This window comes from Phenylobacterium sp., from assembly GCF_030693625.1.
Lineage (GTDB): Bacteria > Pseudomonadota > Alphaproteobacteria > Caulobacterales > Caulobacteraceae > Phenylobacterium > Phenylobacterium ferrooxidans.
Genome location: NZ_JAUYAF010000018.1, coordinates 102666 through 122379, shown reverse-complemented (window position 1 = coordinate 122379; position 19714 = coordinate 102666). Strand labels below are relative to the sequence as shown.

The following is a 19714-nucleotide window of genomic DNA, read 5'->3' as shown; positions in this document are numbered from 1 at the left end:
GCTCGTGGCGGCCATCAGGGCCTGAGGAGGCCGTCGCTGGCCTCGCGCCGAAACGCCGCCTCCATCGCCCGGCCTCACTGAACGGCCATCGACCAAACTCCCCCATGGGTGCGTCAGCGCGTTTACACACAGCCTCGGTGGGTTGCGGACATTAGCCCGCTTATCAGTTCCGAGCACGATCACGCGTGCGCCAAATCCACGACAAAAGTGGCTAAAAAGACCACCACGCCCAGCCTAATCGCCCACACGCAAATACTGACTGCTGCGTCTCTAATGTCTATGTGCTCGCGACTGAGCAAAAAGCGCCAGTAGGGCAGATTGTTGAAGTTGAAGAGGGTCGATAGCACGCTCGGCACCATAAGTGCCCGCCCCTTCTTTTTTAGCGCGCCGACGCGAACTGCCAAGACGATCTGCACGAATAGCGTCGCGAGGACGTCCGCTATCAGAATATGCATCGCAAGCAACGCGTTCCCCTCCCACGCCCTGCTGGGCAGCTTATCGAGCACGCCAAATCGAGCAACCGGCACGACCTCGTAGTCAGGCCTAAACTGGAAGCCGACATCGCCGAAGTCGGACATGGGTGGTTTGCGGCTATTCGCGTTACCAGCCCCAAAGGCGTCCGGTGGACGATGGTGCCCAAACAAAATTGATCACCACCCAAGTCGCCGCGAATAGCCAGGAAACCGCAGCCAAAGGGTACAAGCTCTTAGAACCTCGACGCAGGGCTAGTAGGGCGAGAAGCCAAGTCGGAAATAGAACAGTCGCCAGCCACATAGCGATGGCGAACGGCCGTTCAGCGCGAAATAGGATCGGGGCAAAGATCAGTCCCCCGACCACGCTGCCAAACGCAATCAAAACCGCCGGAGCCAACAAGGCCAACAGGGACTGACGAGTGACAGACTCCAAGTTCATGAGTCATCTTTTCGCGTTGGTCGAACTTCCGCAACGGGTCGTGAACGGCAATTAGGGGTCGCGCGCAAAGCGGATCGTAGCCGATACCCTGTCCGGTTCCGCGAATCGCGGGGCCGAGCCTGGCGACGGGCGGCAACTACCGCCGCACCCCCGCCGTGCGCGCGCGGATGGCCTTGAACTCCGAGCCGTCCTTCCAGTCGGGCCAGTCCTTCGGGTCGCTCGCGATGGCCTTGCCCATGACGTAGATCAGCTCGACGTCCTGGGCCGCGCCGCGCAGGTCCCAGTCGGGGCTCCAGGCGTCGCAGGGCTGGTGGTAGCAGTTGGCGGTATAGTCGCTGACCCACTTGTCGCCGGCCGCGCGTCCGCCCTTGACCAGGTCGGCGCCGCCGCCGAGCCCCATCAGCAGCATCACCGGCACCCCCTGCTTGGCCAGGCTGAAATGGTCGGCGCGGAAGAACAGGCCGCGCTCGGGCTTGGCGTCCGGGGTCACGGTGCGACCTTGAGCCTTCGCCGCCGCGATCAGCCGGTCATCGAGCTGGCTCTGGCCATAGCCCACCAGCACCACGTCCTTGGCCGGTCCCGCCGTCTGCAGCACATCCAGGGTGAAGTTGGCCGCCATCCTGTCCAGCGGCGTGTGCGGATGGGCGGCGTAGTATTCCGATCCCAGCAGGCCGCGCTCCTCGGCGGTCCAGGCGGCGAAGAGGGTGGTGCGGGCCGGGCGCGGCCCGGCGGCCAGGGCGCGGGCGATCTCCAGCACGCCGGCCACCCCGATGGCGTCGTCCGCCGCCCCGCGCCGCACCTTGTCGCCGTTCACCGCAGCGCCGAGGCCGAAGGCGTCCCAGTGGGCGGAGAACATCACGCTCTGGTCGGGCCTGGTCGCCCCGGTCAGCTTGGCGATCACATTGCGGCTGGCGACCTGGCTGTGGGCCACGCCGTAATCCGCCGAGAACGCAGCGCCGGGCAGGACCACCGGCTTGAAGTCCGCCGAGCGTGCGCTGGTCTTCAGGACCTCGAAGTCCAGGCCCGCCTGTTTGAACAGATCGACGGCGGTGTCGCGCGCGATCCAGCCCTGCAGCAGCAGCTTGTCCTTGGCCGGGTCGGCCCGGACGATGTCGAAGCTCTCGCCGTTGGAGGCCGCCACCGTCGACCAGCCATAGCCAGCGCCCGGCGTCTCGTGGACGATCAGGGCGGCTACGGCGCCCTGGCGCACCGCCTCCTCGTACTTGTAGGTCCAGCGCGCGTAATAGGCCGCCGCCTGACCGCCGAACTTGCCGGCCACCGGCTCGCCGGGCTTGGCCTCGAAGTCGGGGTCGTTGATCAGGAAGACCGCGACCTTGCCCGTCAGGTCGTGGCCCTTGAAGTCGTCCCAGCCCCGCTCGGGCGCCCTGACGCCATAGCCGACGAAGACCAGAGGGGCATTCGCAATAGCCACCCGGTCCACCGGTCGCAGGGTGGCGACATTGATCTGCTGGGCCTGTTCGAGAACCGTCGTCTTGCCCGCCACCGCCACGCTGAGCTTGGCGCCCGGCTGCACCTGCAAGCGCTGCAGCTGCACCTCCTGGGTCCAGCCGCCCTTGTCCCCGGCCGGCTCCAGCTTCAGCGCCTGGAACTGGCCGATGAGGTAGTCGACCGTCTTCTGCTCACCCGGCGAACCTGGCGACCGGCCTTCGAAGGCGTCGGACGCCATCACCTTGACGATGGCCGACAGCCGGGCGGGATCGATGGGGCCGGAGCCCTGGGCCTGGGCGGTCGTCGCCATCAGAACAGCAGCGAGGGTGATGGCGGGAAGTTTCATAGGGCGGACTCCGGGGACAGCGCCCGACCCTAGAGCGTGATGATCCAAGTGAATACGGGTTCAGGCGCCACCCCAACCGCTCCTCCCGGCGCAGGCCGGGACCAGATTCATTCTGAGCCTTCGACCAGGACCCTTGTTCGTGTGGTTCGTGTGGTTCGTGGTTCCAATTCTTCGGGTCGCGCCGCCGCGGAGGCCCATCAGATTGTCCACGAACCACACGAACCACACGAACGGTGGATCAAGCCCGGTCACTGGAGGTGAATCTGGGTGGCTGCTTCGCGCCGCCGCTTCGCGGTCCCGGCCTTGGCTGCTTCGCGCCGCCCTTCGGTCGCCGGGATGAGCGGATGTTTGATCAGACCCGCGAAAGCTCCGCCTCGACGGCGTGCAGCCGGTCCTTGCCGAAGAACATCTCGCCGTCGACGAAGAAGGTCGGCACCCCGAAGGCGCCGCGGGCCACCGCTCTCTCGGTGTTGGCTGCCAGCTCAGCCTTCACCTCCGGGTCCTGGGTCGCCTCCAGGATCGCGCGGGCGTCAAGACCGGCCTTGGTGAGCACCCCGGCCACCACCTCCGGATCGTCCATCTTCAGCCCCTGCTCCCACATCGCCGAGACCACGGCCTCGAGATAGGCGTCACCCACGCCCGCCCGCCTGGCCGCCACCAGGCCGCGCATGATCAGCAGGGTGTTGACCGGGAAGTGGGGGTTGGAGCGATAGGCCGTCAGGCCGTGGGCGGCGACGAAGCGCCGGGTCTCCAGGCCCTCATATTCCAGCTTGCCCTTCACCCCGCCGAAGGCGGTCATCGGTGACTGGTTGCCGGTGGCCTTGAAGATGCCCCCCAGCAGGCAGGGGATCAGGTTGACCGTGGCGCCGTGCCTGGCGGCGATGCCGGGCAGCACCTTCCAGGACAGGTAGCCGTTGGGGCTGCCGAAATCGAAGATGAAGTCGATCGTCTTGCCCATCACCAAGTCTCCTTCCAGGGGCGCAGATCCAGTTCGTGGGTCCAGGCCGAGCGTTTCTGATTGTGCAGCCAGACATAGTTCGCGGCTATGTCTTCCGGCTTGAGAATCTCGTCGCCGGCCAGCTTGGCGGCCACGGCATCAGGCGAGTTGTTGGTGCGGGTGAACACCCCGTCGATGGCCCCGTCCACCACGATGTGGGCGACGTGGATCCCCGCCGGTCCCAGTTCGCGGCCGGCGGTCTGGGCCACCGAGCGCAGCGCCGCCTTGGCCGAGGCGAAGGCCGAATACATCTTGCCGCCGCGCATCGAGGCGGTGGCCCCGGTCACCAGGATCGTGCCCCGGCCGCGCGGCGTCATCACCCGGGCCGCCTCGCGGATGCTGAGGAAGCCCGCGAAACAGGCCATCTCCCAGACCTTCTGGAACACCCGCGTGGTGGTCTCCAGAACCGTGAAGCGCACGTTCGCGCCGATGTTGAAGACCACCACCTCCAGGGGGCCCACCTCGGCCTCGACCTTGTCGAACAGGGCGATCATCTCGGCCTCGTCGCGGGCGTCGACCCCGAAGGCGTGGGCCTTGCCGCCGGAGTTGCGGATGTCGGCGGCGAGCGCCTCCAGCTGGTCGAGATTGCGGGCGCGGCGGGTGACGCAGACGGTCAGGCCCTCGGCGGCGAAGGCCTTGGCGATGGCGCCGCCGACCCCGTCTCCCGCGCCGATCACCAGGCAGACTTTAGGCGCCGCGTGCAGTGGTTCTCCAGACATGGGCTCACCTAAGTTCAGTTTCTGGACGAACCATCGTATTGAATCTGGACCCAGTCAATGGGATAGTGTCGCCGAACCAAGGAACACCGCCCGTGAAGTGGGACGACCTCGCCGACCAGCCCTGCTCCATCGCCCGCTCGGTGGCGGTGATCGGCGACCGCTGGACCCTGATGATCCTGCGCGACGCCTTCCTGGGGGTGCGGCGTTTCGAGGCCTTTCAGACGCGGCTCGGCATCTCGCGCACCATCATCACCGAGCGGCTCAAGCTGCTGGTGGACGAGGGCGTGCTGGCCAAGGTCCCCTACCAGGACCGCCCGGTGCGCCACGAGTACCGCCTGACCCAGAAGGGCCTGGACCTCTATCCCGTGGTCATGGCCATCGTGCACTGGGGCGACCAGCACTATGCCGGGCAGGCCGGTGCCCCCCTGCTCCACCGCCACAAGGCCTGCGGCTGCGACTTCGCCCCCGTCATGACCTGTTCCGAATGCCACGCCCCGGTCGGCGCCCGGGAGGTGGAGACGCGAGCCGGGCCTGGGGCCGCCTAGGGCGTGACCTCATAAATCCAGCAGGGCCGCGCTTGAGCGCTCCAGCTTGGGCGACACCAACGTTCAGCTCAGCCAGTCCGACCGAGCGCCGGGTCAGGAGTCGAAAACCTTGCCCGCTTTCGGCCTGAGACCGGTCGGCACGCCCCAGAGGTCAGGGGCGCCTGGGACGGGAGCGCCCTGCGCTGGGTTGGGCTTCGATCTGAGGACCAGGCGAGCCACGCGATTGAGGAACACCTGGTCCTGGAATGGCTTGGCGAGATAGTCCCGAGCACCCAGGGCGACCGCGCGCCGGATATCGTCCGTCTGATTGCGGGCGGTCAGCACCATGGTGGGAAGCGACTTCAACCTTCCCTGACCGCGGAGGTGATCGAGAACACCAAATCCATCCAGCTCAGGCATGTTGATGTCCAAAACCATCGCCGCGAGACGCATCTGCGAAATGCGCTCCAGGGCGTCGCGGCCATTTCTCGCGTAGCAGGAGTGATAGCCCGCCAGTTCGAGCCGCGTGGTCAGAAGTTCGATCATCATCGGATCGTCGTCCACCACCAACACGCTAGCTCGCACCGAGTTAAAGGGCACGGTGGACGGGCTCCCTGGATGTCTCGAAAGAGGCGACCCCCCGCTGAAGGGCGTCAATCAATTCCGTGGCCACGATCGGCTTGCGAACCAATCCGTCAAAGCCGTGGTCAGGACCAAGCCGCGCCAGATCGTCATCGGCAGTAAAAGCCAGGATCGGAATATTCTGGTTGGGTCCGTCGGTCTGACGGATGCGAGCCAAGGTCTCGGGACCGCTCATGCCGGGCATGCGGAGGTCGAGCAGGATAAGGTCGACGGGGTTAAGTGACGCCGCCTCGATGGCGCTTGGCCCGTCGGCCGCTTCCAGCACCTCGACGCCAACCCGGCTCAGCAAGGCGTTGACGAGCTCGCGGTTGGCCGCATTGTCGTCCACCACCAGAACGCGAAGACCTTCCGCCGCCTCCGTCGCGTTGGTCTCCGCAACGCTGGGCTCCACGATCGCGGCTTCCGGCGCGGTGATCTTGAAGTGGAACGTCGAGCCCAGACCGGGTCTGCTGTTGACGCCAATTGCGCCACCCATCGCCTCGACCAGACCCTTGCAGATCGCTAATCCGAGGCCGGTGCCGCCGTGCTGGCGTGTCGATGAGCCGTCCACCTGCGAGAACCGTTTGAACAGGCGCTCACATTGCTCGTCGCTCATTCCTGCGCCGGTGTCCTCCACGGCGACAGCAAGCTGCTCACTGGCCTGATCATAGGTCGCAACCAGACGCACGCCGCCCGTGCTGGTGAACTTGACGGCGTTGCCGATCAGGTTGAGCAGTACCTGTCGAATCCGATCGGGATCCAACCGCACCGCGTCGGGCAGGTCATCGGCGGCGAAGCTCAGGCTCAACCCCTTCGCATCGGCCAGAGGCGAGAACATCGAGAGGGCGTCGTGCAGGACGCCGCGAGGTGAAACAGGACGAGGCTTGATTTCGGTCTGACCGGCCTCGAGCTTCGAGAAGTCGAGCACGTCGTTGACGATGGACAGCAAAGCGTCGCTGGCCGTTGCGACCCGGCCGAGTTGCGCGCTGGCCTCGGGGGCGAGATCCTGGCGCGCGGTGAGCAGGCGCGTGAACCCCAGAATGGCGGTGAGTGGGGTGCGGATCTCGTGGCTCATGTTCGCCATGAAGTCCGACTTGACCCGGGCTGCGCCCTCAGCCGCGTCGCGCGCCGCCAGCAGGTCGGCCTCGATCTGGCGTTGCGCGCTGACGTCGCGGATCACATCAAGAATTTCCGAAGGCTTCCCGTCTGCGTCACGCACAAGGGTGGGATTGCATTCGAGCCAGATCCAGTTCCCGTCCTTGCGCTTGAAGCGGTATGAAAGCCGCCCAGAACAGATTTCACCCGATATGACCCGCCTTACGTGGGCAAGGCTGGGCTCCAGGTCGTCGGGGTGAATCAGCTGCAGGAATGCAGGCTTATGCTCGCTTAACTCCTGGGCCGTGAAACCTGTGACCTGCGTGATTGAGGGTGAGGCGTAGAGAAGCCGACCCGACAGGCTGCTCCGTGAAATGATGTCGGTGGCGTACTCGCCGATCACGCTGTGGCGCATCTCGCTCTCCGCAAGGGCGGACTCAACAGCCTTGCGCTGCGTAACGTCGCGCAACGTGTCCTGGAACTCGATCAGGCGCCCCGTGTCTGCGTCATAGATGGCCCGCGCGTGGGCCTCCAGCCAGACCGTGGCGCCGTCCTTGCGGAACGCGCGGTAGCCGTATTGCAGCGGGGGGGCGTCCGGACCGGCGCCAAGATAGGCTATGAAGGCCTTGCGAACCTGGCGCACGTCGTCCGGGTGCATGAGTTCAGTCGTCGCACGGCCGAGCAGGTCGTCCGGCGTATAGCCCAGAACCTTTTCGATAGCCGGAGACAGGAAGGTGAACTTCTCGTCGACGCCGTAGCAGGCGATGATGTCAGAAGCTCGGGTGGCCATGAGCCGGTAGCGCGCCTCGCTGGCCGCCAGAGCTATCTCCATTTCCATGCGGTCGGTGATGTCGCGCATGACGCTGACCACCTCGACGGTGCGGCCGCTCGCGTCCCGGATGACGGTCGGACTGGTCTCCATCCAGGTCCACCCACCGTCCTTGCGGCGGACACGATAGCGATAGTCGGCGCCCTCGGGGTCCGGCAGGCCAGCGAGCCGGGCCGCGGTCAGCATCTGCACGCTCGGCAAGTCGTCAGGGTGCACCAATTCCGCCGGCCGGACGCCGATCAGCTCGTCGGGCTGGTAGCCGTAGCGGGCGCAATTTGGCGAGACCCATAGAATTCCCCGACCCGGCTCGACGCGGAAAATGAGGTCGGCGGCGTGTTCCGTGAGAAATTGAAGCCGGGCCTCATTCTGCCGCAGGCGTTGATCCGCAAGCTTGAGGTCGGTGACGTCCACAAAGGTCCCGAAGAGCGCGGCGACGGACCCGTCAATATTCATCGCCGGGGCGCCCCGAGCAGACACCAGGCGCTCACGACCGTCAGGTCGCAGGATGCGGGCTTGCAGAGCATAGGACTCGCCCGTCGCGACAGCGCGTTCCACCAGCGCCGCCAGCTTCGCCGCGTCTTCGGGGGCATAGAGGGCCAGGACGCCCTCGAGACCTGGAGGCGGCTCGGCCGGATCGCAGCCGTGAATCTCATAGAGGGCGCGAGACCAGGTCGTGACGTCTAAAGCAGCGTCCCAGGACCAGTGGCCAACGCCGGCCAACTCCTCGGCTTGGTCCAGCAGCTGCCGCTGGTTGTTCCGTTCACGCTCCAGCCGCTGAAACGTGGAGATGTCCCGTCGCATCAGGAGAGCCTGAGTGACAGAGGCGGCCATGGCCTCAAGCTGAGCACGGGCGGCCTGGCTGAAGCTCTGCCTCGGTGCGAAATCAATCACGCACAGTGTGCCGAGACGATGGCCGTCCGGCAGGATCAATGGGGCGCCGGCATAGAAGCGTATGGACGGCGCGCCGGTCACCAAGGGATTGTCGCGAAACCTCTGATCCTGGCTCGCGTCAAGCACGACCATGGCCTGATCCTGGCGAATGGCATGGTCGCAGAACGCCACGTCTCGGCCCGTCTCTGAGACGTCCAGGCCGATACAGGACTTGAACCACTGGCGATCGGTGTCCACCAGAGACACCAGCGCGACAGGGGCGTTGAAGGTCAGGGCCGCAAGCTGGGTGAGGCTGTCGAAGACCGCCTCAGGCGCAGTGTCCAGAACCCTCAGGTCCTGCAGCGCCGCGATCCGCTCTAGTTCCTCGGACGTGTCCACAGCCGGCTCCAGAACATTGCGGTCCACCCTCAATGCGTTGCAGCACTTTCTATAGGGTTAATTCGGAGGCGATCGGGACCACCTGCGACAGCTCGTCCTCCAATGTCAGATCTTGAACTCGGCGAAGACGGCCTCCGCTCCCCATCTGTGGACGCCCCCTTCAGCGCAAGAGCGGATTTGAGAGCTTCTGGTCGCTTGGTCGGATGCTGCCATCTGTCCGGCCTGTTGACGCACCCTTGACGGCGCTGGCCTGTATGGGAGTTCGCGGATCAGGTCCAAATCACCCATGGCGTGCTCAAAGGCACGGTGGGAAGCCCTGGTTTTCCCGATCCCGTCTCACCGACTGTGCGCCATACGCTCCTTCGCCCGATCCTTTGCTTCGACGTCTCTAGCTGCGACCGCTGTTAGGCGGCGGCCACGGCTGGAGCTTGGTAGACGCCGCCCTTGGCGAGCAGCGCCCAGACTATGCGCCCGGTCTTGTTGGCCAGCGCCACCGCGACAAGCATCCGTGGCTTCCTGGCCAGCATCTGCGCCAGCCATGAGCCCTGCGGCGCGCCCTTGATGAGCGCCTGCTTGATCACCGCGCTTGCGCCGATCACCAGCAGCCTGCGCAAGGTTCGCTCGCCCATCTTGGTGATCTGACCCAGCTTCTGCTTGCCGCCGGTTGATCGCTGCAGCGGCGTGAGGCCCAGCCATGCCGAGAAGTCGCGGCCGCATCTGAAGGAGGCGGGATCCGGGGCCAAGGCGGTCAGGGCCGCGGCGGTAATCGGTCCGATGCCAGGGATGGTCATCAGCCGCCTGGCGACGGGATCTTCCTTCGCTCGCCGGGCGATCTCTCGATCCAGCACGGCGATCTCGGCATTCAGCCCCGACAGCGTGCGGGCCATGACCTTCAGGCTGGCGATCGCCGCAGCCGGCAGCTCGCTCGCCGGATCCACAATCTCCGCCACCAGGCGCTCGACGTAACAGACGCCCTTGGGCGCCACGTAGCCGTACTCGGCCAGGTGAGAGCGGAGGCCGTTGATGATCTGGGTCCGCTGGCGCACCAGCAGGTCCCGGGCGCGAAACACCACGCTGCTGGCCTGCTGATCGCGATCCTTCACCGGCACGAAGCGCATGGTCGGGCGCTGAGCCGCCTCGCAGATCGCCTCGGCATCGGCCATGTCGTTCTTCTGCCGCTTCACAAACGGCTTCACGTACGCTGGCGGGATCAGCCTCACCTGGTGGCCCATCTTCATCAGCTCGCGCCCCCAGTGGTGCGCACCCGCGCAGGCTTCCATCGCAACCACGCAGCGCGGCTGAGCGGCAAAGAAGGCCAGCAGCCGAGAACGGTTCAACTTCTTGCGGAACACCACAGAGCCACCAGCATCCGCCCCGTGCGCCTGGAACACAGACTTGGCGATATCCAGACCAATGATGGTAACGTCTCCCATGGACGCCTCCCTTGAGTGAAGATCAACACCCTCACTCTGGCACGTAGATGCCGTCGGGGGGCGTCCACCCCATCACCCATCCCCCGACGCTCGGAAGGTCCGCTTGCCACGTGCGCGCCGCGCCTGGCCACGCGGACACGCCGCCGCGACCACTTTATGAGGACACGACCTGGCGCCGCCCAACATGACGGCGAATTCACATAACGCCGGTTGACACAAGAACTACGGTTGTAAATTCTCCAAATTACAGGCGTAGTCCGTCAGGCCCGAGCAACCTTTCCTCGATTTAATCCAGGTTACGGGCATTTAATTGGCGTGGCTCCCTGGGCGCAGCTCACCTGCGCCGGCACTGGGGAACCGTCACATGATACCTGCCTTGAGCCTGGCCGCTGTTCTGGCCGCCGCCGTCCCGGCCATCGCCATGGCCCAGCCCGCCACCCAGGGCGTAATCAGCTATCCCCCCGCCTATTTCGCCGAGCAGCGGCCCTCCACGGCGCTCGACATGGTCCAGCGCCTGCCCGGCTTCTCGATCGACGGCGGTGACGACGTCCGCGGCTTCGAGGGCGCGGCCGGCAACGTGCTGATTGACGGGGCGCGGCCCACCTCCAAGACCGACGACATCGAGGAGATCCTGCGCCGCATCCCCGCCGCCCAGGTGGACCACGTCGAGCTGATCCGCGGCGGCGCGCCGGGGATCGACATGCAGGGCAAGTCCATCCTGGCCAATGTGGTCAAGGTGAAGGGGGCGGGCTTCCAGGGCCTGATCGCGCTCGCCAACAACCACGTCATCGACGACGGTCGCAACAGCTCGGGCATTCGTCTGGAGGCCTCCGGCCAGGCCGGCCCAGGCTCCTGGGAAGGCGGCCTGCGCTATGGCCAGGGGATCGACGACGGCTCCGGCCCCGGCCGCCACGTGCGGCTGGCCCCCGGCGGGACGCCGCTCATCCTGTCGGACATCGACAGCCATGGCCGCGGCTACCAGTGGGTGGCGACCGGGGCCTATGAGACACCCCTGGCGGGCGGCAAGCTGAAGATCAACGCCCGCGGCTTCTGGGATTGGTACGAGTTCAACCAGCTCGACTGGATCACCTTCCCGGCGCCGGCCCTGGAATCGGTGAACTACAGCGAGGACGTCTACGAGACCGAGCTGGGCGCCCGCTACGAGCGCGCCCTGGGCGCCCGCATGAACCTGGAACTGGTGGGGCTGCAGAAGCTCACCGGCGCCGACATCGTCTCGCCCTTCCGCTCGGCGGGGGGCGGCTCTGACTTCTTCCTGGACCAGAAGACCAGCGAGAGCATCGGCCGCGGCGTGCTGAAGCACCGCCAGAGCGAGCGCCTGTCCTTCGAGGTCGGGGCCGAGGCCGCCCTCAACGTCCTGGAGAGCGAGACCGACCAGCTGAGCAACGGCGTCCCCGACATCCTGCCCGCGGCCGACGTCAAGGTGACCGAGACCCGGGGCGAGGTGTTCGGCAAGTCGGTGTGGAAGCCCTTGCCCACCCTGACCCTCGAGGGCGGCCTGCGCTACGAGGGCTCGGCCCTCACCTCGGAGGGCGACGTCACCCTCGAGAAGACCCTCTACTTCCTCAAGCCTCGCGTGGCGGGCAGCTGGGCGCCCAGCGACAGGACCCAGGTCCGCTTCCGCTACGAGCGCGTCGTGGGCCAGCTGGACTTCGACGACTTCGTGGCCGATTCCTCCCCCAACAGCGGCGGCCTGGCGGTGGGCAACCCGGCCCTGACGCCGGAGCAGGCCTGGGTGAGCGAGCTCGCCTTCGAGCAGCGGTTCTGGACCAAGGGCGCCGTGGTTCTGACCCTGCGCCACTCCAAGCTCACCGACGTCATCGACCGCGCCCCGATCTTCGCCGGCGCCCTGGTGTTCGACGCCCCCAGCAATATCGGTGACGGGACCAAGGACGAGCTGATCCTCAACGCCACCCTGCCCCTGGACCGCCTCCTCAAGGGCGCCCAGCTGCGCGGCGAGTCCACCTGGCGCCGCTCGGAGGTCACCGATCCCACGACGGGCGAGAAGCGCGAGATCTCCGGCCTGCGGCCCCTGGAGTGGGAGGCCCACTTCACCCACGACCTGCCGCAATGGAAGATGAACTGGGGGTTCGACGTCTTCAGCGCCTGGCGCGAGACCTCCTACAAGTACAACGCCATCTACACCGACAAGCTCAAGACCTGGATGGTGCTGTTCGCCGAGTGGAAGCCCCGGCCCGACCTGAACGTCCGCGCCGAGCTCAACAATTTCACCGAGCGCGGCTTCCGTCACACCACCACGGCCTATGCCGGGCCGCGCAACACCGCGGCGGTCAAGTACATCGACGATCGCGACATCCAGTTCGGCCGCGGCCTCTATGTCCGCCTGCGGAAGACCTTCTAGAATCCCGATTTCCGCAAACCTTTCCGCGATTTAATCCACCTTACGGGCATTTAATTGGCGCCAGCTCCGGGACGCAGGCCACCTGCGGACACACTGGGGAACCGTCACATGCTACGTATCTTCACCCTCGCCGCCCTGCTCGCCAGCGCCGCGCCGGCCGCCCTGGCGCAGACCGCCGCCGCCACGTCCAGCGCCCAGGGCGTCATCAGCTATCCGCAGGCCTTCTTCGCCGAGCAGCGGCCGGTCACCGCCTATGACATGGTCGGCCGCCTGCCCGGCTTCACCCTGGACACCGGCGACAACGTGCGCGGCTTCGAGGGCGCCGCCGGCAACGTCCTGATCGACGGCGGCCGGCCCACCTCCAAGACCGACACCCTCGACGACATCCTGCGCCGCATTCCGGCCAGCCAGGTGGACCATATCCAGCTGATCCGCGGCGGCGCGCCGGGCGTCGACATGCAGGGCAAGTCCATCCTGGCCAATGTGGTCAAGGTGAAGGGCGGCAAGCTGCAGGGCCTCGTCCAGGTCGGCCAGGCCCTGGGCTACGACGGCCGCTACAAGTTCGGCGTCCGGGTCGAGGGCTCGGGCCCGGCCGGCCAGGGCGCCTGGAAGGCAGCCTGCGCTACGGCGAGGGCATCGACGACGGCGCCGGGGAGGGCCCGCACCTGGTGCTCAACCCCGCCGGCGTGGTGGTGGAGCGCTCCGACATCGACAGCCACGGCGCGGTCCACCAGTGGATCGGCTCAGGCGCCTACGAGACGCCGGCCTTCGGCGGCAAGCTGCGGGTCAACGGCCGCGTCTTCGACGACAACTATCGCTACAACGAGCTCAACTGGCTGAAATTCCCGGTCACGGGCCTGGAGTCCTCCAACGACAGGCAGGACCGTTTCCAGACAGAGGTCGGCGCCAACTTCAAGCGTGAGCTGGGCGCCCGCAACAATCTGGAGCTCCTGCTGCTCCACCAGACCGAGGACTATTCCTACGGCTCGCGGTTCCGCTCGACCCCCACCGACTTCGACTTCAAGCTGGGCAAGGACATCAGCGAGACCATCGGCCGGGGCGTGTTCAAGTTCCGCCAATCCGAGACGCTCTCGTGGGAAGCCGGCGCCGAGGCGGCTCTGAACAAGCTGGAGAGCAAGACCGCCTTTTCCCAGGACGGGGTGGCCATCCCCCTGCCCGCCTCCAACGTCACGGTGGAGGAGAAGCGCGGCGAGATCTTCGTGAAGGCCGTCTGGCGGCCCACCAAGACCTGGACCGTCGAGGGCAGTGTTCGCGAGGAGGGCTCGGCCATCTCCTCGGACGGCGACGTCAGCCTGGAGAAGACCCTCTACTACACCAAGCCCCGGGTGGCGGCGACCTGGGCCCCCAGCGCCAACACCCAGGTGCGGCTGCGCTTCGAGCGGGTGGTGGGCCAGCTGGACTTCGACGACTTCGTGGCCACGTCGTCGCTCGGCACCGGCGTGATCACCGCCGGCAATCCGGACCTGGTCCCGGAACAGGCCTGGGTGAGCGAGGCGGCGATCGAGCAGCGCTTCTGGACCAAGGGCGCCGCGGTCCTGACCCTGCGCCACTTCGCGCTCACCGACGCCATCGACCGCGCCCCGGTCTTCGGGCCGTCCGGCGCCTTCGACGCCCCCAGCAATATCGGCGACGGGACCAAGGACGAGTTGCAGGTCACCCTGACCCTGCCGCTGGACCGCTTCATTCCGGGCGCCCAGCTGCGCGGCGACTCCACCTGGCGCCGCTCGGAGGTCACCGACCCCACCACGGGCGCCAAGCGCGAGATTTCCGGGCTGCGTCCCCTCGACTGGGAGGCGCACTTCTCCCAGGACCTGCCGCAATGGCGGGCGACCTGGGGGGTCGACGCCTTCGGCGCCTGGCGCGAGACCTATTATCGCTTCGACCAGATCTCTACCGACAAGCTGAAGACCTATGTCACCCTGTTCGCCGAGTGGAAGCCCAAGCCTGACCTGCTGGTCCGGGCGGAGATCCAGAACGCGACGGCGCGCGGCTTCCGCCACACCCGCCAGCTCTATTCCGGCCCCCGCGGCGCCAACCCGCTGACAGCCATCGACGACCGCGACATCCAGGTCGGCCGCGTCTTCTACGTCCGGGTCAGGAAGAGCTTCGGGTGACCGAGGCTTTTCCTCCCCCGCGACGCAGGGGAGGAAAACGCTCTCTTACTCCGGCTTGGCCGAGACTTCCTCGCCGTGCGCCCAGCCGCGGACCAGGAAGCTGATCAGCACGAAGAACACGCCGCAGCCGACGCCGGCCCAGCCCAGGGTCGTGAAGCCGTTCAGGGAGGCCGCCAGGGCCGCCTGGGGATCGAGCACCTGACCACCGATGCTCTCGGTGCCCATCAGGCCGGCGATCTTGCCGCCGACGAACTGGGCGATGGACGAGGACAGGAACCAGACCGCCATCATGAAGCTGACCACCGAGGGCAGCGACAGCTTGGTGATCTCCGACAGGCCCACGGGCGACAGGAAGAGCTCGCCGGTGGTGTGCAGCAGGTAGAGGAAGCCCAGCAGCATCAGCGGCACCCGGAAGGCGGAGTCCGCCAAGCCGGCGCCCCAGACCACCACCAGGAAGCCGAGACCCACCTGCAGCAGGCCCAGACCGAACTTCATCGTCGGGTTCAGGTCCATGTTGCGCTTGGCGAGATAGGCCCACATCGCCGCGAAGATCGGGGCGAAGATCAGGATGAAGCCCGCATTGAAGGACTGGGTCTGGGCGGCCCCGATGGTGGAGTCGATGAAGAAGTCGCTGGCGGGGTTCAGGCCGATGGCCGCGATCTGCTCAGGCGTGCCGATGGGAACGCCCAGGAAGGTCACCGCCTGTTGGGTGATGGTCATGTCCACATTGGTGGAGGCGAACAGGTTCAGCGAGGTGCCGGCCTGTTCGAACAGGGTGAAGAACACCACCGCCCCGAAGATCAGGATCACCGCCAGCATCATCCGCTGGCGCTCCACCCAGGTCTTGCAGGCGACGACCATGATCCAGGCGATCGCCGCCAGCGAGGCGACGATGGAGATCGAAAGCGCCAGGCCCACGATGGCGTTGTGCGGCACGAGCAGCCAGACCAGGCCCACCCCCAGGATGGAGGCGCCGTAGATCAGCCATTCGCGGTTGATCGGCCCCACCACCGGACGGGTCAGCAGCTCGGGGTTCGGCGGTTCGCCCTTGCCGTCCAGGTGCTTCTTGCCCAGGACGAAGACGATGAAGCCCAGGGCCATGCCGACCCCGGCCAGGCCGAAGCCCGCCCACCAGCCCACCGTCTGGCCCAGCAGGCCGCACAGGATCGAGGCCCAGAAGGCGCCCAGGTTGATGCCATAGTAATAGAGGGTGAAGCCTGAATCCCGCCGCGGATCGCCCTGCGGATAGAGCTGTCCGACGATGGTGGAGATGTTGGGCTTCAGGAAGCCCACCCCCATGATGATCAGGGAGACGGCCAGGTAGAAGGCGTTCACGCCGCTCTGGTCCTGGGTGGTCTCCATCTTGAAGCTGTCCTTGGGCAGGACCTGCGGCAGCGGGCCGGCCTCGCCCAGGCCCTTGATCTCCAGGCCGCCGCCCTCGGCGGGACCGAACTCATAGGGCTTGCCGCCGACGATCAGGTGGGCCTGGCGGGCGTCGACGCGGCCGGTGGCGGCCACCTCGTAGCTCTGGCCCGCATAGACCAGGTTCTGGGTGGCGGGGCGGCCCTCATAGGCCATCATCCCGTGACCGGCCACCAGCAGCAGGGCGCCGAAGGCCACGGCCTTGCGGGTGCCCAGATAGCGGTCGGCCAGCAGGCCGCCCAGCAGGGGCAGCAGATAGACCAGCGCGGTGTAGGAGCCGTACTGCGCCGAGGCCGTGGCCTGGTCGAACAGCAGGTGCTGGGTGAGGTAGAAGATCAGGATGGCGCGCATCCCGTAGTAGGAGAAGCGCTCCCACATCTCGGCGAAGAACAGGATGATCAGCCCACGCGGGTGGTGCTTGAGCATCTGGAGGAGCACGGGCAGGCCGGTCACAATCGTGACGACGATCCCGAGCATGACAACGAGGTTCAACATGAAGACGGTCTTCCGATCCCTGGGAGGCCGGCATGCATCGGGGTTGTTTCACCCCCGCCGGGCTGGTTTGGCGGGAGAAGATCACGGTCAAGTCGCCAGCACAAGCAAGCGGCCACCCCCCGCATGGTGACGCTGGACCCGCCCCCCCATCTCAGGCGTTGAGTCCGCGCAAGGAGGCGATTCCCATGAAAATCCCCGGTCCCGACCACCCCATCACCATCAGCCCCGGCGAAGGCCGCTGGCGGGTGAAGTTCGCCGGCCACGTCATCGCCGATTCGGGCGACGCCCTGGTCCTGAAGGAAGCCGCCTACAAGCCGGCCATCTACTTCCCGCGCGAGGACGTCTCCATGGAGTACCTCTCCCGCACCGACCGCTCGACCCACTGCCCCTACAAGGGCGACGCGGCCTACTACACGGTGCTGATGGACGGCCAGTTCGCGGAGAACGGCGTCTGGACCTATGAGGAGCCTTTCCCGGCCATGGAGCAGATCCGCGGGCGGCTGGCCTTCTATCCCGACAAGTTCGAGATCTACGCCGTGGACGACGACACCGTCGACCCGACCCACGTCCACACCGAACGGAGCGCCATCGACGAGGCGGTCCTGCACACCGACTCAGGCGCCGGCGCCAGCCAGAAGGAACACTGGCCGGCCAACACCAATGATGCGCCGGGGACCCAGCGGGTCTGACTACAGCTAGCCTTCTCCCCTTGCGGGAGAAGGTGGCCCTGCGGAGCAGGGTCGGATGAGGGGTCGCGCTGGCCTCTCAACATGTGGCCTCGAAAGTTGTTCGGAGGAGGGACCGTGACCCCTCATCCGACCGGTCTCCGACCGGCCACCTTCTCCCGCAAGGGGAGAAGGAACGCGCCATTTAGTAAGCGAACGCCTCGAACACCTTGCTGGCGTCGCCGGCCCAGGGGCCGTTGTACAGTTCCAGCAGCCGTTCGGCCGGGGTCACGCCGCTGTCGGCGATTTCTTCCAGTTCGGTGAGATAGCCGGTCTCGTCGATCATGCCGCCGTTCAGGCGGTTGCGGTTCTTCAGCCCTTGGCGGGCGATCGCCACCATGTCCTTGGCGACGTCCTGTACGCTGCGGCCGTTGACCTGAGCCTTCAGCCCGATACGGGCCACGTCGGCGCGCAGGCGCTCGTGATCGTCCACCGACCAGTCCTTGCAGAGGTCCCAGGCCGCGGCCAGCGCCGCCTGGTCGTAGAAGATCCCGGTCCACAGGGCCGGCAGGGCGCAGAGCCGGCCCCAGGGCCCGGCGTCGGCGCCGCGCATCTCCAGGTACTGCTTGAGCCGCACTTCCGGGAACAGGGTGGTGGTGTGGTCGGCCCAGTCCTTGATGCTGGGGCGCTGGCCCGGCATCTCCGGCAAGTCGCCGGCCATGAACTTGACGAAGGATTTGCCGGCCAGGTCGATGTACTTGCCGTCGCGCTTGGCGAAGTACATCGGCACGTTCATCGCGTAGCGGGCGTAGGTCTCGTAGGTGAACCCGTCTTCGAAGACGAAGCCCAGCATGCCGGTGCGGTCGGGGTCGGTGTCGGTCCAGATGCGCGCGCGGCTGGAAAGCCAGCCCGATGGCTTGCCCTCCACGAAGGGCGAATTGGCGAACAGGGCGGTGACGATGGGCTGCAGGGCCAGGCTGGTGCGGAACTTCGCCACCATGTCGGCCTCGGAGCCGAAGTCGAGATTGGCCTGCACGGTGCAGGTGCGGAACATCATGTCCAGACCCAGGCCGCCGACCTTGGGCATGTATTCCCGCATGATCTTGTAGCGGCCCTTGGGCATCACCGGGACCTCGTCACGCGTCCAGAGCGGCGTGTGGCCGAGGCCGAGGAATCCCAGCCCCAGCTCGTCGGCCACGACCTTGACCTCCTGCAGGTGGGTCCCGGTCTCCTCGCAGATGTCGTGCATGGTCTCCAGCGGCGCGCCGGACAGCTCGAACTGGCCGCCGGGCTCCAGGCTCACATTGGCCTTGCCGCGCTCCAGGGCGATGATGTGCTCGCCCTCGTAGACGCCCTTCCAGCCAAAGCGGGTCAGGCCGTCCAGCAGCGCCTTGATGCCCTTGGGCCCGTCATAGGCGACCGGCTCGTGGCTCCCCAGGCGAAACACGAACTTCTCGTGCTCGGCGCCCACCCGCCATTGGTCGGCCGGCTTCTCGCCTTCTTGGAACCAATGGACCAGATCCTCGAACGTGAGGGGTCGGTCGTCGCCCAGGACGTCGGCCATATCTATCTCCCCAACCCACACAAACACGCCGAACGGGCGTCGATCCCAAAGCGGCGGCGATCTTTACGCCGTTCACTCAGGTGGGCGCAATTCTCCAAAGCTCAAGATGTTCGCCAGTCCCCCAGCGAAGCTTGCCACAGGGTCATGGCGCTAATCGCCGCGGTGTCGGCCCGAAGGATCCGGGGGCCCAGCGTCGCCGGGACCGCGAAATCCAAGCCCCGCAAGCGTTCGCGCTCGGCGGCCGAGAACCCGCCCTCCGGACCGATGAGGATCGCCCAGGGTTCAGAAACCCCACCGGAAAGCGCCTCCGTCACCGGTTGCGCGTCCCCCGCCTCGTCGCAGAACAGCAGCCGGCGGCCGCTCCAGGCCTTCAGCAGCCGGTCCAGCTTCACAGGTTCAAGGATTTCCGGCACGTCCAGCCGGCCGGTCTGCTCGGCGGCCTCCACGGCGATGGCCTGCAGCCGGTCCACCCGCACCCGGTCGGCGTTGGTGCGCTCGGTCAGCACCGGCTGGACCCGGCGCGCGCCCAGTTCGGCGGCCTTCTCGACGATGGTCTCCAGCCGCCCGCGTTTGACCACCGCGATCACCAGGTCCAGGTCCGGGCCCATCGCCTGGGCCCGTTCCAGCCGGTCGGCCCGCAGAATCACCCGCCGCTTGCCCGTCTCGATGATGGTCGCTCGCCACTCCCCGTCGCGGCCATTGAACACCAGCAGCTCGTCGCCCACCCCCTGGCGCATCACCGCGGCCAGGTAGCGGCTCTGGCCGTCGTCCAGCGGCAGGGCGAGCGTGGCGGCGAGATCGTGGGGCACGAAGAGGCGGATCATGGGAGGGTTCTAGTGCTGCCCGGCCTGCGAGGAAA

At 66.7% G+C, this 19714-nt stretch carries 15 protein-coding genes; 5 read left to right on the top strand and 10 right to left on the bottom strand.

Translation table 11 applies throughout. From position 1 onward, the window contains the following. Positions 1-179 precede the first annotated feature (179 nt). From Q8N10_RS03085 to Q8N10_RS03070, 4 genes are all read right to left on the bottom strand, one after another. A complete protein-coding gene (locus Q8N10_RS03085) occupies positions 180-578 on the bottom strand; it encodes a hypothetical protein (protein ID WP_304777067.1) in 399 nt (132 codons plus the stop codon). 470 nt (positions 579-1048) lie between these two features. Beyond that, positions 1049-2707 carry a M28 family metallopeptidase gene (locus Q8N10_RS03080; RefSeq protein WP_304777066.1) on the bottom strand — a complete coding sequence of 553 codons (1659 nt, stop codon included), beginning with the start codon at positions 2705-2707 and terminating at the stop codon, positions 1049-1051. 352 nt (positions 2708-3059) lie between these two features. Beyond that, positions 3060-3665, bottom strand: coding sequence for a 2-hydroxychromene-2-carboxylate isomerase (locus Q8N10_RS03075; protein ID WP_304777065.1), 606 nt, complete (start codon positions 3663-3665; stop codon positions 3060-3062). Continuing rightward, positions 3665-4423, bottom strand: a complete 759-nt coding sequence (locus Q8N10_RS03070; RefSeq protein ID WP_304777064.1) for an SDR family NAD(P)-dependent oxidoreductase — start codon at positions 4421-4423, stop codon at positions 3665-3667. Before Q8N10_RS03070 ends, Q8N10_RS03075 begins: the two co-directional genes overlap by 1 nt. A 92-nt stretch (positions 4424-4515) precedes the next feature. Here Q8N10_RS03070 and Q8N10_RS03065 point away from each other — a divergent pair, with 92 nt between their 5' ends. Beyond that, positions 4516-4968: a helix-turn-helix domain-containing protein gene (locus Q8N10_RS03065; protein ID WP_304777063.1), complete on the top strand. Its 453-nt coding sequence runs from the start codon at positions 4516-4518 to the stop codon at positions 4966-4968. A gap of 93 nt (positions 4969-5061) precedes the next feature. Here Q8N10_RS03065 and Q8N10_RS03060 read toward each other — a convergent pair whose 3' ends face one another. The 3 genes from Q8N10_RS03060 to Q8N10_RS03050 form a co-directional block, all read right to left on the bottom strand. After that, on the bottom strand, positions 5062-5511 hold the full coding sequence (locus Q8N10_RS03060; RefSeq protein WP_304777062.1) for a PleD family two-component system response regulator: 450 nt from the start codon (positions 5509-5511) through the stop codon (positions 5062-5064). A 25-nt stretch (positions 5512-5536) separates the two neighbouring features. After that, positions 5537-8761 carry a PAS domain S-box protein gene (locus Q8N10_RS03055; RefSeq protein WP_304777061.1) on the bottom strand — a complete coding sequence of 1075 codons (3225 nt, stop codon included), beginning with the start codon at positions 8759-8761 and terminating at the stop codon, positions 5537-5539. A gap of 404 nt (positions 8762-9165) precedes the next feature. Next, a complete protein-coding gene (locus Q8N10_RS03050) occupies positions 9166-10194 on the bottom strand; it encodes an IS110 family transposase (protein WP_304777060.1) in 1029 nt (342 codons plus the stop codon). Positions 10195-10558: 364 nt separating this feature from the next. On the opposite strand from Q8N10_RS03050, the gene Q8N10_RS03045 reads away from it, so the two are divergent. The 3 genes from Q8N10_RS03045 to Q8N10_RS03035 all read left to right on the top strand — a co-directional run bounded on the left by Q8N10_RS03045 (position 10559) and on the right by Q8N10_RS03035 (position 14709). Then, on the top strand, positions 10559-12574 hold the full coding sequence (locus tag Q8N10_RS03045) for a TonB-dependent siderophore receptor (protein WP_304777059.1): 2016 nt from the start codon (positions 10559-10561) through the stop codon (positions 12572-12574). Between the two features lie 108 nt (positions 12575-12682). Then, positions 12683-13414 carry a Plug domain-containing protein gene (locus tag Q8N10_RS03040; protein ID WP_304777058.1) on the top strand — a complete coding sequence of 244 codons (732 nt, stop codon included), beginning with the start codon at positions 12683-12685 and terminating at the stop codon, positions 13412-13414. After that, complete coding sequence (locus tag Q8N10_RS03035; RefSeq protein ID WP_304777073.1) at positions 13312-14709, top strand: TonB-dependent siderophore receptor; 1398 nt, start codon at positions 13312-13314, stop codon at positions 14707-14709. The genes Q8N10_RS03040 and Q8N10_RS03035 overlap by 103 nt, the downstream gene beginning before the upstream one ends. A 45-nt stretch (positions 14710-14754) precedes the next feature. On the opposite strand, the gene Q8N10_RS03030 is transcribed toward Q8N10_RS03035, so the two are convergent. Next, the gene (locus tag Q8N10_RS03030) at positions 14755-16623 is read right to left on the bottom strand and encodes a peptide MFS transporter (protein WP_304777072.1); all 1869 of its coding nucleotides are present in this window, start codon (positions 16621-16623) and stop codon (positions 14755-14757) included. A 188-nt stretch (positions 16624-16811) separates the two neighbouring features. Between Q8N10_RS03030 and Q8N10_RS03025 the strand changes: the two genes are divergently transcribed. Beyond that, positions 16812-17315 carry a DUF427 domain-containing protein gene (locus Q8N10_RS03025; RefSeq protein ID WP_304777057.1) on the top strand — a complete coding sequence of 168 codons (504 nt, stop codon included), beginning with the start codon at positions 16812-16814 and terminating at the stop codon, positions 17313-17315. Between the two features lie 181 nt (positions 17316-17496). Here the strand turns inward: Q8N10_RS03025 and Q8N10_RS03020 are convergent, their stop codons facing one another. Continuing rightward, positions 17497-18855, bottom strand: coding sequence for a glutamate--cysteine ligase (locus Q8N10_RS03020; RefSeq protein WP_304777056.1), 1359 nt, complete (start codon positions 18853-18855; stop codon positions 17497-17499). A 101-nt stretch (positions 18856-18956) separates the two neighbouring features. Then, positions 18957-19679 carry a 16S rRNA (uracil(1498)-N(3))-methyltransferase gene (locus tag Q8N10_RS03015; protein WP_304777055.1) on the bottom strand — a complete coding sequence of 241 codons (723 nt, stop codon included), beginning with the start codon at positions 19677-19679 and terminating at the stop codon, positions 18957-18959. Between the last annotated feature and the right edge of the window lie 35 nt (positions 19680-19714).

What these genes read in the sequence shown, in the direction of transcription:
- Q8N10_RS03085 (WP_304777067.1), bottom strand. Translation starts at nt 578, where the DNA reads ATGTCCGACTTCGGCGATGTCGGCTTCCAGTTTAGGCCTGACTACGAG.
- Q8N10_RS03075 (WP_304777065.1), bottom strand. Translation starts at nt 3,665, where the DNA reads ATGGGCAAGACGATCGACTTCATCTTCGATTTCGGCAGCCCCAACGGC.
- Q8N10_RS03080 (WP_304777066.1), bottom strand. Translation starts at nt 2,707, where the DNA reads ATGAAACTTCCCGCCATCACCCTCGCTGCTGTTCTGATGGCGACGACC.
- Q8N10_RS03050 (WP_304777060.1), bottom strand. Translation starts at nt 10,194, where the DNA reads ATGGGAGACGTTACCATCATTGGTCTGGATATCGCCAAGTCTGTGTTC.
- Q8N10_RS03070 (WP_304777064.1), bottom strand. Translation starts at nt 4,423, where the DNA reads ATGTCTGGAGAACCACTGCACGCGGCGCCTAAAGTCTGCCTGGTGATC.
- Q8N10_RS03025 (WP_304777057.1), top strand. Translation starts at nt 16,812, where the DNA reads ATGAAAATCCCCGGTCCCGACCACCCCATCACCATCAGCCCCGGCGAA.
- Q8N10_RS03045 (WP_304777059.1), top strand. Translation starts at nt 10,559, where the DNA reads ATGATACCTGCCTTGAGCCTGGCCGCTGTTCTGGCCGCCGCCGTCCCG.
- Q8N10_RS03020 (WP_304777056.1), bottom strand. Translation starts at nt 18,855, where the DNA reads ATGGCCGACGTCCTGGGCGACGACCGACCCCTCACGTTCGAGGATCTG.
- Q8N10_RS03015 (WP_304777055.1), bottom strand. Translation starts at nt 19,679, where the DNA reads ATGATCCGCCTCTTCGTGCCCCACGATCTCGCCGCCACGCTCGCCCTG.
- Q8N10_RS03040 (WP_304777058.1), top strand. Translation starts at nt 12,683, where the DNA reads ATGCTACGTATCTTCACCCTCGCCGCCCTGCTCGCCAGCGCCGCGCCG.